Below are 13,556 nucleotides of genomic sequence, written 5' to 3' on the forward strand. Positions count from 1 at the left end.
CCCGTCGGAAGGTCAGGGGAGCAGGGCGGCCAGGCGGGGGAGCACGCCGGAGGTGAGCAGGATGGTCGCGCCGATGGCGATGAAGATCGCCGGGACCAGCCAGTGGCCGGCGCGGCCGACCAGCGCCACCACCCGGGGGTGACCGCCGAGCGCGGCGGCGACCGCGCACCAGACGGCCACCAGCACGGCGAAGACCAGCAGCCAGACCAGGCCGGTGGCCGGGTCGAGGGTGCGGAAGACCGGCACGTAGACGGCGATGTTGTCGGCGCCGTTGGCGACCGTGACCCCGGCGACGCCGAGCAGCGTGCCGACCACCGCCGGCGGCTCGTCGTCCTCGGCGTCCCGCCTGAGCAGCGCCCGGACGCCGAGCGCGACCGGCAGCAGCCCCAGCAGGCCGGGCCACGGGTCGGGCACCACCAGCAGGCCGGCGGCGGCCACCACCGCGACGGCGACCAGCGCGCCGATGCCGGCGTACTGGCCGGCGACGATCTGCCAGGGTCGGGGCCGGCCGCTGCGCCGGGCCGCCACGAACAGCACGGTGAGCACGACGACGTCGTCGAGGTTGGTGGCGGCGAATACGCCCGCGGCGCCCGCCGCGGCGGCGATCAGGTCGGTCACCGGGGGCACGATACGACCCCACCGGTACGGATCGGACGGTCGGGAGGATCACTCTATCGGGAAGCTGACAATGCGTAGCGTGTCGGTTGGCGAATAGTTGATATCTGGCGCATGATCGTCCGAGGCGGTCTAATAGGTGGGACCGTATCCGAACCGCACAGTCTGGGACGTGAGGAATCAGCATGGCAGCCACCGGCACAGCCACCAGCACTGAGAAGGGTCGCCGGATCGTCGGGGCCGAGCGTCAGACGCTCGCCAAAGACCTGGTAAAGCGGTACACCGGGGGTGAGAGCATCCGTGCGCTGGCGGCCTCGACCGGCCGTTCATACGGATTCATCCACCGGGTGCTCACCGAGTCCGGGGTGCAGCTGCGGCAGCGCGGCGGCGCCCGGCGCCGCAAGAAGGCGTGACCCGCCCCCCAGCGTCGTCCATCAGCGTCGCGCTCCGGGCGGTCCGGTGACCGCCGAGACGGCCGGAGTTCGACTCGACTGCGACGGGCCGGTCGCGACGGTGACGTTGTGCCGGCCCGACGTGCTCAACGCCCAGACCCCGGCGATGTGGCGCGCCATGAGCGACTTCTCCCGGGACCTGCCCGGTGACGTCCGGGTCGTCGTCGTACGCGGCGAGGGGCGGTCCTTCTCCGCCGGCCTGGACCTGGCGTTCGCCGGCGCGTCCGGGCCGGGCTCCTTCGCCGAGCTGGCCACGCTCCCGGAGAGCGAGTGCGCCGACCGGATCGCCGAATATCAGGCCGGCTTCACCTGGCTGCACCGGCCGGACGTCATCTCGATCGCCGCGGTGCAGGGGCACGCGATCGGCGCCGGCTTCCAGCTCGCCCTCGCCTGCGACCTGCGGGTGCTCGCCGCCGACGCCCGGCTCTCGATGGCCGAGGTGACCCTCGGCCTGGTTCCCGACCTGGCCGGCACGGGTCGCCTGGTCGACCTGGTCGGCTATTCCCGGGCCCTGGAGATCTGCGCCACCGGCCGCCGGATGGACGCCGCCGAGGCGGACCGGATCGGCCTGGCCACCCTGGTGGTGCCGACCGACGAGTTGGACGGCGCGGTGCGGGACCTGTCCGCCGGGCTGCTGGCCAACAACCGGGACGCGATCGTGGAGATCAAGGCGCTGCTCGCCGGCGCGGCCGGACGCCCGCCCGCCGAGCAGCAGCGGGCCGAGCGGGAGGCGCAGACCCGGCGGATCCGGGACCTGGCCGGGCAGGGCGAATAGTAAGGACCGTTCGGGAAGATCTGGGTTACTCGCGAGGTTGTCACAGGCGTCGGGAGAATTGACCCCGACGGTTCGGCCTGCCCGACGATCCGGAGGTGACGAGTGTCCAGCCACATGGCCGGCGGCGGCATGGGCGGCTGGAGCATGCTCCGGTCGCTGCGCAACCGCGACGAGGTCTCCGCCCACCGGCTCAAGCGCGGCACCGCCCGGCGGATCGTCGCGTTCGCCCAGCCCTACCGGCGCGACATCGTCGTCTTCCTGCTCACCGTGATCGTGGCCGCGGTCATCGGCGTGGCCACCCCGCTGCTCGCCGGCGACGTGATCGACGCGATCGCCGGCGGTGGTCCCGACGCCCGCGAGACGGTGGTCCGGCTCGCCCTGGTCATCGCCGCGCTGGCCGTGGCCGACGCGCTCTTCTCGCTGGCCCAGCGGTGGTATTCGGCCCGCATCGGCGAGGGCATCATCCTCGACCTGCGCACCCGGGTCTACGACCACGTCCAGCGCATGCCGCTGCAGTTCTTCACCCGCACCCAGACCGGCGCGCTGGTCAGCCGGCTCAACAACGACGTGCTCGGCGCCCAGCGCGCGTTCACCTCGACGCTGTCCGGGGTGGTCAGCAACGTCATCCAACTCGTGCTCACCGCCGGGGCGATGCTGGTGCTGTCCTGGCAGATCACCGTGCTGGCGCTGGTCCTGCTGCCGATCTTCATCATCCCGGCCCGCCGGGTCGGCAAGCGGCTGGCCGAGATCACCCGCGAGTCCTACAACCTCGACGCCAAGATGAACGCCACCATGACCGAGCGGTTCAACGTCTCGGGCGCGTTGCTGGTCAAGCTCTTCGGCGCGCCCGAGGTCGAGGCCAGCCGGTTCGCCGGCCGGGCCGAACGGGTCCGTGACATCGGCATCCAGTCCGCGATGTACTCCCGCACCTTCTTCGTGGCGATGCTGCTGGTCGCCTCGCTCGCCCAGGCGCTCACCTACGGGCTGGGCGGCTGGCTCGCGGTCGCCGGCGCGGTCAGCGCGGGCACCGTGGTCAAGCTGGCGCTGCTGCTCACCCGCCTCTACGGTCCGCTCACCGCGCTCTCCAACGTCCGGGTCGACGTGATGAGCGCGCTGGTCTCCTTCGACCGGGTCTTCGAGGTGCTCGACCTGCGTCCCGGCATCGAGGAGAAGCCCGACGCGGTGCCGGTGCCCCGGGGCAGCGGCCGGGTCGAGTTCCGCGACGTGCGCTTCCGCTACCCGAGCGCCGCCGAGGTGTCGCTGGCCTCCCTCGAAGAGGTCGCCACGCTCGACCGCACGGTCAACGAGCCGGTGCTCAAGGGCGTCTCGTTCGGCGTCGAGCCGGGGCAGATGGTGGCCCTGGTCGGCCCGTCCGGCGCCGGCAAGTCGACGCTGTCCATGCTGATCTCCCGGATCTACGACGTGAGCGACGGTCAGGTGCTGGTCGGCGGCGTCGACGTGCGCGACGCGACGCTCGCCTCGCTGCGCGACGAGATCGGCGTGGTCACCCAGGACTCGCACCTGTTCCACGAGACGATCCGGGAGAACCTCCGCTACGCCAAGCCCGACGCCACCGACGACGAGATCTGGGCCGCGCTGGCCGGCGCGCAGGTCGCCGACCTGGTCCGGGCCACGCCCGACGGGCTCGACACCACCGTCGGCGAGCGGGGCTACCGCTTCTCCGGCGGTGAGAAGCAGCGGATCGCGATCGCCCGGCTGCTGCTCAAGGCCCCGTCGATCGTGATCCTCGACGAGGCCACCGCGCACCTCGACTCGGAGAGCGAGGCGGCGGTGCAGCGGGCGTTGGCGGTGGCGCTGACCGGGCGTACCGCGCTGGTGATCGCGCACCGGCTCTCCACCGTGCGCGACGCCGACCAGATCCTCGTGCTCGACGAGGGGCGGATCGTCGAGCGGGGCCGGCACGAGGAGCTGGTGGCGGTCGGCGGTCTCTACGCCGAGCTCTACCGCACCCAGTTCGCGGTCGCCGACTCCCCGGCGCCCTACGCCGATCCGGAGCAGCCCGAGCCGATCGTGACCACGGTGCCGATGGGCACCTACGTCGCGCAGGAGGCGATGCCGCCGGCGGCGGCGAACTAGGGCCTGTTTCCCAGGGACCGGTCGCTGGGCGTTCCGCCCCCGGGTGCCTTTCGCCCGGCCGGCGGGGTCTGCTGGCGTGGCACCGACCGCTGGGCCCCGCCCCACGTCTCGGCCAGACGTTCCCGGAGCAGGTCGTGCCGGAACTGGTAGACCGGTCCCGCGGTGCGGAGGATCTGCCGTTCCCGTGCGTCCTCCAGGAACCGTCGCATCCGCAGGGGGAGCCGGAAGCGTACGGCCATCTCCACCTGCCGGCAGAACGTGCGCCAGACGGTGGAGAAGGACCAGAGCCAGATCCCGTTGGCGAGGGCGCCCAACCCGCCGATCGCCACGGCCCGGGGCAGGTCGGCGTCGTGGTGCATGCCGAAGCCGATGCCCACCACGAACGCGCCCGACGTTCCGGTGGCGGCGAGCGTCGCCCCGGCCACCGCGTCGTCGCGCCACGACCGTCGGGGATCGAGCGCGTAGTCGTCGGGCTGCACCGTGCTGAACAGCGACGCCCCCAACTCGATGGTGAGCCACACCGCCAGCCCGGTGAGCAGGTAACCGCCGACGCCGGGAAGCACGGAGCCGATCAGGCTGAGCGGCAGGACCAACCCGAACCCGAGGGGAAGGGTGACGAGGATCCGGCGCGGTGCGAACATCGCCCGCCACCAGCCCCGGGGCACCCGCCGGCGCATCGGTTCCCGCCCCCGGATCGAGGCGAACGCGGACACCAGCCCCATGAGCAGCCCGATCGGCAGCCCGCTGGAGATGTCGCGCCCGTCGGCCAGTCGGTAGGACAGGCCGAGAAGCAGGCTGGTCGGGAGCGCGATCGTGAACCAGACCGCCAGGGCGGACAGCGTGCCCGGGACGGGGTGCTGCGGACCCGTCGGAGGCATGTCCCACCACTTGAGGCCGCTGTCGCCGGTGTGGCCGAGGTGGTGAGCGAGGAAGCCGAGCGTCCTCTGGGCGGTACGGAGCGAGTAGCGCGGCGCCGGCCGCTCCGGGCCGGAAGCGTACGCCGTGGCCAGCGCGCGGTCGAGCAGATGGCGTTCGACCTGCCGGGCCTTGCGGAACCGTCGACGGTCCAGGAGTTCGTCCACCGGGTCGAGCGGCCCGTACGCGTCCCGGAGCAGGGTGAGCAGGAACGGGTTCTTCAGCGGGCCGGTGAGCGGGCCGGCCGGGCCGCGCCGGAGCCGGTCGGTGACCTTCTGCCAGGCGGACGGCGGTGGCGAGGAGAGCCGGCTGAGCAGGTAGTCGACCGCGACGTCCTCGTCGACGGGCCGGAGTTCGACGCCCGCCGCGCCGACCAGTGGATGTCGCCGGACGGCGCCGCTCAGCTCGTCGATGCGGCTCAGCAGCACCAGCCGGAGGTCGGCCTGCCGGCTCAGCTCGCGCAGCACGACCGGGCGCAGGCCCTCGCCGATCTCGTCGAGACCGTCGACGAGCACGGCGACCCGGTGGCCCGCGACGAGCCGCGCCGCGTCCTTGGCGGCGAAGCCGGGGATCTCGGCGATCTGATCGGTGATCCAGGTCGCGAGCGAGGTGGTGTGCGCGTCCCAGCCGCGCAGGTTGGCCATGATCGGCACGGGCACGCGTGACCGCTGATCCGGGCCGACCCGCTCACGTGCCGCCAGCGCGTCCCGGAAGAGGAGGACGGCCGCGGTGCTCTTGCCGGCGCCGGCCGGCCCGGCGATGACCAGCCGGCCGGAGGGCAGGCCGGCGTAGTGCCCGTAGAGGTCCTGCTGCGTGCCCTCGACACGGTCGTGGCCGGTGACGCGCTCCGACCCGGGAAGCGGCTCGAACGGGCCGGTCAGCGAGTTCCGCGCGGGGGCGCCGATCGGCGCCGAGGCCCGGTGCCAGGTGATCGGCATGGGCGCGGTGAGGTCCCGCTCGACGACCTCCTGGCCGGCCCGCTCCCGCATCGCCCCGGCCAGGTCGTCGGCCAGGTCGTCGAGCGATCGGGTCGGCCTTCGCGGGAACCGCGTGGAGATCAGCGAGGCCAGCGCGATGAGCGCCGCGACGACGGTCACCACGAAGGGCGCGACCCCGCTGGCGATGCTCCGCTCGATCGCATCCCAGGGACCGGACGCGGCCAGTGCATGCATGGCGGCGATTATGGCAGGAGGATCTACGGTGCGCGGTCCCGCCGACGCGGTGCGTCATCGCCGGTGGGCGTCGCCGGCCGGAACGGGCCGCGCTACCCGCCGGTGACCGCCGCGCGCAGCTCGCCGAAGGCGGCACCGAGCGTCTCCGGGGTGAAGTGCGCGTTCAGTCCGCTCGGGTTGGGCAGCACCCAGAGGCGGGCCGGCCCGAGGTGCTCCGGCTGCGGCCCGAAGCCGGCCTTCGGTCGGGCGAACCCGATCCGGTAGGCGGTCACCCCGACCACCGCCACCCAGCGCGGCCGGTGCCGCTCGACCTTCGCGGTCAGCAGGCGCGCGCCGTCGACCAGCTCGGTGGCGGTCAGCTCGTCGGCGCGGGCGCTGGCCCGGGCCACCATGTTGGTGATGCCCAGCCCGAGCGCGGGCAACTGGTCCTGCTCGCTGGGGTGCAGCAGCCGAGGGGTGAACCCGCCGCGGTGCAGCGCCGGCCAGAACCGGTTGCCGGGGCGGGCGAAGTGCCAGCCGGTGGCCGCCGACCACAGGCCCGGGTTGATGCCGACGAAGAGCACGTCCAGCCCGGGCGCGATCAGATCGGGCAGCAGCCGGTCGGCCGCGGCGGCGAGCTGCTCGCGGCTGGGCCGGGGGTGCCGGCGGGCCGGCGTGCCCGGGCCGGGGGCGGCCTCGGGCCGGCCGCCGCCGGGGCGGCGTCGGTCGTTCACAGGCCGCGCAGCGCGCCGCCGTCGACCGGCACGGTGATCCCGGTGACGTAGCCGGCGGCGGGGGAGAGCAGGAACGCGGCCACCCGACCGAACTCGGCCGGGTCGCCGATGCGGCCCAGCGGGATGGCCGCCTCCGCCTCGGCGCGGGCCCGGTCGGCGTCGCCGGAGGCGGCCAGCAGCTCCCGGTTGCGGTCGGTCATGATCCGCCCGGGCAGCAGGCTCAGCACCCGCACGCCGCGGGGGCCGTACTCGTCGGCCAGGTCCTTCGCCACGCCGGCCAGGCCCGGTCGCAGGCCGTTGGAGATGCCGAGCCCGGCCAGTGGCGCGCGCGCCGAGGTGGACAGCACCAGGGCGATCGCGCCGCCGTCGGTGAGCGCGCCGGCCACCGTACGGGCGATGCGGACGCTGCCCAGGAAGACGGTCTCGAACGACTCCCGCCACTGCGCGTCGGTGACCTCGGCGGCGGTGCCCCGGGGCGGGCCGCCGACCGAGACCAGCGCGCCGTCGAGCCGGCCGAAGTGCTCCCGCGCCGCCGCGACGAGGCGGTCCGGGGTGCCGGGGTCGGCGAGGTCGGCGGTCAGCCCGATGGCCCGCTCCGGGTCGCCGAGCGCCTCGACGGCGGCGGCCACCCGCTCCGGGGCGCGTGCGGAGATCACCACCCGGGCACCGTCCGCGACGAGCTGCTCGGCGGTGGCGAAGCCGAGGCCGCCGGAGGCGCCGGTCAGCACGTACACCCGGTCGGCGAGTCCGAGATTCATACGCCCGATCCTGCCGTATCGGGCGGCACCTGTCAGCGCGGGGCGGGCCGCAGCAGGCGTACCCGACCGGCGGCCTGGACCGCGACGGCGCCGCCGACGCGGGCGAACGCCGGCCGGCGGCGGGGCCGGGGCGCGGTGCGACCGTCGTAGCGGCTCGCGGCCTCGCGCACGGCCAGCTCCTCCGCGCCCAGCGGCGGCAGCGTGCCCTCCGCGCGCAGCTCGCGGGCCAGGTCCCAGCCGTCGCGCAGCGAGCCGCCGGTGGGGCGGCCGTCCGCCCAGGCGGTGAACACCGCCGGCCACTCGGCGCCGAGGCCGGCGGCGAGCAGCGGCCAGTGCCGGGCCACGTCGCCGGCCCGCTTGCGCAGCAGCGCCCGGCGGGCCGCGTCGACCGGCGCCGGCGCGAAGCCGGGCGGCAGCGGCCCGCCGGCCACCAGCGCCGCGACCAGCTCGGCCTGCCGGGCCGCCAGGTCGCCGCTCACGTGACCACCGGGTAGCCGGAGGCGGCGGCCAGCGCGTCCAGCTCGCCGCGCAGCTCGTCGGCGGGCGGGTAGTGGCCGTCGCGCTCCAGCAGCAGCGCCGGCGGGCGGCGCCGGTCGCAGAGCACGCGGACCAGGTCGAGCACCTCGGCGGGCACCGGGTCGGTGTGCGTGTCGTGGTAGAAACCGCCGGCCTCGGCGCCGCCGGCCACGTGGACGTAGGCGACGCGTTCCAGCGGCAGCCGGTCCAGCAGCGCGGCCGGGTCGTCGCCCCGGTTGCGGGCGTTGGCGTGCACGTTCGCCACGTCGAGCAGCAGCAGCGCCCCGGTGGCGTCGAGGATCTCGGTGAGGAAGTCGGCCTCGTCCAGCTCGTCGTCGGGCCAGTCGAACAGCGCCGCGATCGGCTCCAGCGCCAGCGGCGCCGGCAGCTCCGCCTGCGCCCGCCGCACGTTGGCCACCACCGCGGCCACCGCCTCCCGGCTGCGCGGCAGCGGCAGCAGGTGACCGGCCTCCAGCCCCCCGGCCCGCACGAACGCGATGTGCTCGCTGACCAGCGGCGCCGCCAGCGCCGTGGCCACCCCGGCCAGGTGCGCCACCCGGTGCGGGTCGACCGGTTCCGCGCCGCCGAGCGACAGCCGCACCCCGTGGGGTACGACGGTGACGCCGCGTTCGCGCAGCTCGGCCAGGCCCTCGGGCAGCGGCCCGGTCGGGGTCACCGCCTCGGCGACCACCTCGACGAAGCGCAGGCCCGGCAGCCCGGCCACGAAGCCGGCGATCTCGGGCCGCCAGCCGATGCCGACGCCCGACGGGCCGGTCATCCGCCGCACCCGCCGCCCCCGCACCCGCCGCCACCGCCGCAGGAGCTGCCGCCGCCGCACGAGGAGCCGCCCCCGGAGCAGGAGCTGCTGCCGCCGCCGCACGAGGAGCCGGAGCTGCCGGCGGTGCCCATGGCCTGGCGCTGGATCTCGGCCTGCTCCGCGAAGCCGGGGTCCATGGTCCAGAGCGTGGCGGTGCCGAACAGCGCCACCGCCATGGCCGTGGCCGACGGGCCGTACGTGGCGTACGCCGGCGTGGCGGCCGGGCGCAGCGCGGTGTGCCGGCGGCGCAGGTCGCGCAGCGCGGCGGTGGCCGCCCGGGTGCGCCAGGGCACGCGGTTGAGCAGCAGGAACGCGACGAAGAGCGGGAACAGGGCGAGGAGCAGGAAGCCGGCGGGGCGACCGTTGGTCAGGCCGACGAAGGCCCGCGCGACGCCGAGGACCAGCAGCAGGCCGACCAGCACGGCGCCGCGCTTCAACGTGCGGCGCCGCTCCGGGTCCAGGGCCAGGCCGCGGCGGACCAGCCCGTCGCGCAGCTCGTCGAGGGCGCGCCGGACCCACTCGTCGCCGGCCAGCTCGCGGGAGCGCAGGCCGCGGCCGGCCGCGTGGTGGACGGCCTGGTCGAGCGGGGTCACGCCGGCGGGCAGCGGCCCGCCGGGGGCCAGTCGCCGGTCCGGGTGCACGCCGAGGGCGCCGGCCCGGCGCAGCCCGCCGAGCGAGGTCCAGACCGCGAGCTGGTCGCCCCCGTTGAGGTACGCGACCTGCTGCGGACCGAGCGCGGCGTGGTCGGTGACGGCGGTGCCGGCCAGCGCGCGGAACCGGTACACCGCCGCGCCGACGACCAGGACGACTGCTGCGACGAGGTACCAGCGCAGGAAGACGGGGCCGGGGATGCCCCAGGTGTCGGCCGCGAGGACGGTCATGGGCTGCTCCTGTCGACAGGGGTGTCGCGGCCCATTGTGGAGCAGGCGCGCCAGCGTTGATCTCCCCGGTGGGGGCAGTTACCGGACCGAGACTCAGTGCCGGCGGACGGCCTCCTCGACCAGGTCGAGCACGCGGGTCAGGTCGCCGGCGGGTCGGCCCATGGCCAGGTGCAGCACCAGCCCGTCGTACGCCAGCTCCAGGAACTGGGCGAGCACGTCGATCGGTACGTCGTCGCGGAGCACGCCCGCCTCGCGCTGGCGGAGCAGGCGCTCGCGGGTCGCCTCGGCGATCGCCGCCGAGCGCTCGGACCAGCGCTTGGCGAACGCCGGGTCGGTGCGCAGCCGGCGGGAGACCTCGAGCTGGCTGCCGAGCCAGCCGGTGGTGTCCGGGGAGACGGCGCGGGCCAGCAGGTCCCGCATCACCTGGACGAGGCCGTTGCGGGCGACGGTCTCCACCATCGCGGCGGCGTCGTCCTCGGCGACGGCGAGGAAGAGCGAGTCCTTGTCCCGGAAGTGGTGGAAGATCGCGCCCCGGGAGAGGCCGGTGGCCTCCTCCAGCCGTCGCACGGTGGCGCCCTCGTAGCCGTGTCGGGCGAAACACGCCCGGGCCGCGGTGAGGATCTCCTGCCGGCGCGCGTCGAGCTGGTCCTGACTTACTCTGGGCACGTCACGATCGTCGCAGGTGAGTAGGGCCGACGCAAACCGTACGTACGGCTTGCGAGGATGGTTCGCTACCATCCGGGCGTGTCCCTCCCCACCGCGCCGCTGACCGTCGCCGCCGTGCAGGCCGAGCCGGTGCCCGGCGACGTCGCCGGCAACGCCCGCACCGCCGCCCGCCTGGTCGGCCGGGCCGCCGGCGCCCGGGTGGTGGTGCTGCCCGAGCTGTTCCTGCCGGCGTACCACCCGCCGACGCTGGGCGCCGACCCGACCGGGACGGACGTCGCCGCCGACCCCGACGGGCGGGTCGACGACGCGAGGCTGGACCCGCTGCGCGTGGCCGCCCGCGACGCCGGGGCGGCCGTGGTGATCGGTGCGGCGGTCCGCCACCCCGACCGGCGGCGCACCATCTCGTCGCTGGTCGTGGACCCGGCCGGCACGGTCACCGCGGCGTACGACAAGCAGCAGCTCTGGAGCGGCGAGCGCGAGCTGTTCGACGCCGGCCGGTGCGGCGCGACGCTGGTGGTCGAGCGGTGGCGGTTCGGCCTCGGCATCTGTTACGACGGCTGCTTCCCCGAGCACGGCCGGGCCGCGGCGGCCGACGGCGCGCACGGCTACCTCTGCCCGAGCGGCTACCTGGCCGGCTCGGCGCACCGCCGGGACCTCTACTACGCCGCCCGCGCGCTGGACAACACCATGTTCGTGGTCTTCGCGAACGCGGTCGGCGGCGCGGATCCCTGGCGGTTCAACGGCGGCGCGGCGGTCTACGACCCGGAGGGCCGGCCCCTCGCCCGGGGCGCGGACACCGGCGAGGACGTGCTGGTGGCGGTGCTGGACCCGGCCGTGCTGGCGGACACCCGGGCGGCGCACACCATGCTGCTCGACCGGTTGCCCGACGCCGGGGCGGCCCGCGCCGCGTTCGTCGCCTGAGCGTCAGGAGGGGACCCTCGGCCCTGCCGGTGCTCCGGCCGTTCCCGTAGGGTGCTCAGGTGCCGTTGCTCCTGCTCGCTCTGGACGACACCCTGCTGGACCGCGACGGGCCGTTCCGCGCCTGGGGAGCACGCTTCCTGGAGAACGTCGGCGCGCCGCCCGCCGACCTCGACTGGCTCGTCTCCGTCGACGCCGACGGGCTGACCAACCGCTGGGACGTGGCCGACGCCGTCCGCGACCGCTACGGCCTGCGCATCCCCTCGATCGACCTGGTGGAGGAGTTGCACGACGGCGTGGTGGAGCACATGCGGCTCGACCCGCTGGTGGCGTGCGCGCTGCGGATCGCCGCCGACGCCGGCTGGGTGCCGGTCGTGGTCACCAACGGCGCGGCACGCCAGCAGGACACCAAGATCCGCAGAACCGGCCTGGACCGGTACGTCGCCGACTGGGTGATCTCCGAGGAGGCCGGCGTCAGCAAACCCAACCCGCGGATCTTCGCGCTCGCCGCCCAGCGGGCCCGGATGCCGTTGCGCGGCGCGTGGGTGGTCGGCGACAGCCCGGAGGCGGACATCGGCGGTGCGACCGCGGTGGGCCTGCCCAGCGTCTGGCTGCACCGGGGACGCCGCTGGTCGGATCCGCGGTTCGCGCCGACCCGGGTCGAGGACGGGGTGATCCCGGCCGTGGCCGCCGTGCTGGCGGGCTGAGCGGAAAACCGGTTGCCCCACCCGCTCCGGCCGGCGAGCATGGTGCCGCGCGAGGGCGCAGCCGGGTGTCGCCCGGTCGAGGAGAGGAGGTCGGTCATGGCCGTCTTTGCAGGGTCGTTCCGCCTGCCTCCACCAGCCTCGATCGAAGGACAGATCCACCCGTGCGCGATCCCGACCTCCCGGCGCCGCAGCGCCGTGGCCGCGGCAAGAGCCGCTTCGACGACGACGAACCACGCTTCCTGAAGCGGGGGCGGCCCCAGCCGACCCTCGCCGACCCGGACGCGGAACCCGACACCGAGGACCACTGGTCCTCCTGGGACCAGGCCGTCCACGGTCCCGAGCCGCACCCGGCCTGGCTGGTCACCGAGCTGGCCGCCCGCGACACCGAGCTGGGTGTGCTCAAGACCGGCAAGGAGGCGGACGTCCATCTGGTCCGGCGCGCCGTGCCGGACACCGACCGCGGCTGCCTGCTCGCGGCCAAGCGCTACCGGGACGCCCAGCACCGGCTGTTCCACCGCGACGCCGGTTACCTGGAGGGCCGCCGGGTCCGCCGCTCGCGGGAGATGCGGGCGATGACCGGCCGCACCGCGTTCGGCCGGCAGATGATCGCCGGGCAGTGGGCGGCGGCCGAGTTCGCCGCGCTGTCCCGGCTCTGGGAGATCGGCGCCGAATCCGGGCGGATCGCCGTGCCCTACCCGGTGCAGTTGCTCGGCACCGAGCTGATGCTGGAGTTCGTGGGTGACGCCGAGGCGGGGGAGGCCGCGCCCCGGCTGGCCCAGGTCCGGCCCACCGACGCCGAGCTGGCCGACCTGTGGGAGCAGATGGTCGAGGCGCTGGTGGTGCTCGCCCGCGCCGGGTACGCCCACGGCGACCTGTCCCCGTACAACCTCCTGGTGCACGCGGGCCGGCTGGTCATGATCGACCTGCCGCAGGTGGTGGACGTGGTGGCCAACCCGCAGGGAGGCGAGTTCCTGGCCCGCGACGTGCGGGTGGTGGCCGCCTGGTTCACCGCCCGGGGGCTGCCGGCGTCCGCCACCGACCCGGTGGCGTTGACCGAGACGCTGTTGCGGGAGGCGGGGATCCGCTGATCCGCGGGGTGCCCCGGGCGGGATCGCTCCCGTCCGGGGCGCCGGGTCACTGGAGGTAGCGCTCGACCTCGGGCACCGGGCGCTCGCCCTGGGCGTCCGGGTCGCCGTGCGCCTGGCGCGCCGCCCGGCGGCGGCGGAGCAGGTCCCAGCACTGGTCCAGGGACTCCTCGAGGTGCCGCAGCCGCTCCCGGGCCTCGTCGTCGGTGCCGGCCTCGTGCTGCTGCGCGTCGGAGCGCAGGCGGTGCTCCTCGTCGACGAGTTCCGAGATCCGGCTCAGGATGGTCTTGTCGTCCATGCCCGAAGCTTGGCACAGCGGAGGGCCCCGCGCCCGCGTTCCCGCGCCCGCGAGGCGCGTGTTAACAGGGGGCCCCGGCTATGCCGGAAACGTTAAGCGGGGGCCCGGCCTTGCACCGGAAGGCTTGCGGCGTGACGCATATCCCACCGGCTCCATTCTCGACATAGAGAT

The 13,556-nt window shown here is 75.1% G+C and carries 15 protein-coding genes; 6 read left to right on the top strand and 9 right to left on the bottom strand.

Features of this window, described 5'->3' with window-relative positions; genetic code table 11:
- Positions 1-12: 12 nt before the first annotated feature.
- The gene (locus tag H1D33_RS03850) at positions 13-618 is read right to left on the bottom strand and encodes a cadmium resistance transporter (protein WP_246411705.1); all 606 of its coding nucleotides are present in this window, start codon (positions 616-618) and stop codon (positions 13-15) included.
- A 182-nt stretch (positions 619-800) separates the two neighbouring features.
- Between H1D33_RS03850 and H1D33_RS03855 the strand changes: the two genes are divergently transcribed.
- The 3 genes from H1D33_RS03855 to H1D33_RS03865 all read left to right on the top strand — a co-directional run bounded on the left by H1D33_RS03855 (position 801) and on the right by H1D33_RS03865 (position 3,939).
- Positions 801-1,028, top strand: coding sequence for a helix-turn-helix domain-containing protein (locus H1D33_RS03855; protein WP_007072022.1), 228 nt, complete (start codon positions 801-803; stop codon positions 1,026-1,028).
- Positions 1,029-1,074: 46 nt separating this feature from the next.
- Positions 1,075-1,842 (top strand): enoyl-CoA hydratase/isomerase family protein, encoded by a 768-nt coding sequence (locus tag H1D33_RS03860; protein WP_181569369.1) that lies wholly within the window; start codon positions 1,075-1,077, stop codon positions 1,840-1,842.
- A gap of 114 nt (positions 1,843-1,956) precedes the next feature.
- Positions 1,957-3,939, top strand: a complete 1,983-nt coding sequence (locus H1D33_RS03865; protein ID WP_181572919.1) for an ABC transporter ATP-binding protein — start codon at positions 1,957-1,959, stop codon at positions 3,937-3,939.
- Here the strand turns inward: H1D33_RS03865 and H1D33_RS03870 are convergent.
- From H1D33_RS03870 to H1D33_RS03900, 7 genes are all read right to left on the bottom strand, one after another.
- The gene (locus H1D33_RS03870; RefSeq protein WP_181569368.1) at positions 3,936-6,026 is read right to left on the bottom strand and encodes a P-loop NTPase family protein; all 2,091 of its coding nucleotides are present in this window, start codon (positions 6,024-6,026) and stop codon (positions 3,936-3,938) included. The genes H1D33_RS03865 and H1D33_RS03870 overlap by 4 nt on opposite strands.
- 92 nt (positions 6,027-6,118) lie before the next feature.
- Positions 6,119-6,739, bottom strand: a complete 621-nt coding sequence (gene mug / locus H1D33_RS03875; RefSeq protein ID WP_181569367.1) for a G/U mismatch-specific DNA glycosylase — start codon at positions 6,737-6,739, stop codon at positions 6,119-6,121.
- The gene (locus H1D33_RS03880) at positions 6,736-7,497 is read right to left on the bottom strand and encodes an SDR family oxidoreductase (RefSeq protein ID WP_181569366.1); all 762 of its coding nucleotides are present in this window, start codon (positions 7,495-7,497) and stop codon (positions 6,736-6,738) included. The genes mug and H1D33_RS03880 overlap by 4 nt, the downstream gene beginning before the upstream one ends.
- Before the next feature lie 32 nt (positions 7,498-7,529).
- Positions 7,530-7,976, bottom strand: coding sequence for an SCO6045 C-terminal-like domain-containing protein (locus H1D33_RS03885; RefSeq protein ID WP_181569365.1), 447 nt, complete (start codon positions 7,974-7,976; stop codon positions 7,530-7,532).
- Positions 7,973-8,791 carry an MbnB/TglH/ChrH family RiPP precursor modification enzyme gene (locus tag H1D33_RS03890; RefSeq protein WP_181569364.1) on the bottom strand — a complete coding sequence of 273 codons (819 nt, stop codon included), beginning with the start codon at positions 8,789-8,791 and terminating at the stop codon, positions 7,973-7,975. Before H1D33_RS03890 ends, H1D33_RS03885 begins: the two co-directional genes overlap by 4 nt.
- Positions 8,788-9,711, bottom strand: a complete 924-nt coding sequence (locus H1D33_RS03895) for a TIGR04222 domain-containing membrane protein (RefSeq protein ID WP_181569363.1) — start codon at positions 9,709-9,711, stop codon at positions 8,788-8,790. The genes H1D33_RS03890 and H1D33_RS03895 overlap by 4 nt, the downstream gene beginning before the upstream one ends.
- Positions 9,712-9,804: 93 nt before the next feature.
- Positions 9,805-10,377 (bottom strand): TetR/AcrR family transcriptional regulator, encoded by a 573-nt coding sequence (locus tag H1D33_RS03900; protein ID WP_181569362.1) that lies wholly within the window; start codon positions 10,375-10,377, stop codon positions 9,805-9,807.
- A gap of 78 nt (positions 10,378-10,455) precedes the next feature.
- Here H1D33_RS03900 and H1D33_RS03905 point away from each other — a divergent pair, with 78 nt between their 5' ends.
- The 3 genes from H1D33_RS03905 (at position 10,456) to H1D33_RS03915 (ending at position 13,090) form a co-directional block, all read left to right on the top strand.
- The gene (locus H1D33_RS03905; protein ID WP_246411703.1) at positions 10,456-11,298 is read left to right on the top strand and encodes a carbon-nitrogen hydrolase family protein; all 843 of its coding nucleotides are present in this window, start codon (positions 10,456-10,458) and stop codon (positions 11,296-11,298) included.
- A gap of 59 nt (positions 11,299-11,357) precedes the next feature.
- Complete coding sequence (locus H1D33_RS03910; protein ID WP_181569360.1) at positions 11,358-12,002, top strand: HAD family hydrolase; 645 nt, start codon at positions 11,358-11,360, stop codon at positions 12,000-12,002.
- Between the two features lie 161 nt (positions 12,003-12,163).
- Positions 12,164-13,090, top strand: coding sequence for a serine protein kinase RIO (locus H1D33_RS03915; protein ID WP_181569359.1), 927 nt, complete (start codon positions 12,164-12,166; stop codon positions 13,088-13,090).
- Between the two features lie 46 nt (positions 13,091-13,136).
- Here the strand turns inward: H1D33_RS03915 and H1D33_RS03920 are convergent, their stop codons facing one another.
- Positions 13,137-13,385, bottom strand: coding sequence for a DUF2630 family protein (locus H1D33_RS03920; protein ID WP_089156110.1), 249 nt, complete (start codon positions 13,383-13,385; stop codon positions 13,137-13,139).
- Positions 13,386-13,556 lie beyond the last annotated feature (171 nt).

Source organism: Micromonospora ferruginea, from assembly GCF_013694245.2.
Classification (GTDB): Bacteria; Actinomycetota; Actinomycetes; order Mycobacteriales; family Micromonosporaceae; genus Micromonospora; species Micromonospora robiginosa.

What these genes read in the sequence shown, in the direction of transcription:
- H1D33_RS03855 (WP_007072022.1), top strand. Translation starts at nt 801, where the DNA reads ATGGCAGCCACCGGCACAGCCACCAGCACTGAGAAGGGTCGCCGGATC.
- H1D33_RS03865 (WP_181572919.1), top strand. Translation starts at nt 1,957, where the DNA reads ATGGCCGGCGGCGGCATGGGCGGCTGGAGCATGCTCCGGTCGCTGCGC.
- H1D33_RS03870 (WP_181569368.1), bottom strand. Translation starts at nt 6,026, where the DNA reads ATGCATGCACTGGCCGCGTCCGGTCCCTGGGATGCGATCGAGCGGAGC.
- H1D33_RS03880 (WP_181569366.1), bottom strand. Translation starts at nt 7,497, where the DNA reads ATGAATCTCGGACTCGCCGACCGGGTGTACGTGCTGACCGGCGCCTCC.
- H1D33_RS03890 (WP_181569364.1), bottom strand. Translation starts at nt 8,791, where the DNA reads ATGACCGGCCCGTCGGGCGTCGGCATCGGCTGGCGGCCCGAGATCGCC.
- H1D33_RS03895 (WP_181569363.1), bottom strand. Translation starts at nt 9,711, where the DNA reads ATGACCGTCCTCGCGGCCGACACCTGGGGCATCCCCGGCCCCGTCTTC.
- H1D33_RS03920 (WP_089156110.1), bottom strand. Translation starts at nt 13,385, where the DNA reads ATGGACGACAAGACCATCCTGAGCCGGATCTCGGAACTCGTCGACGAG.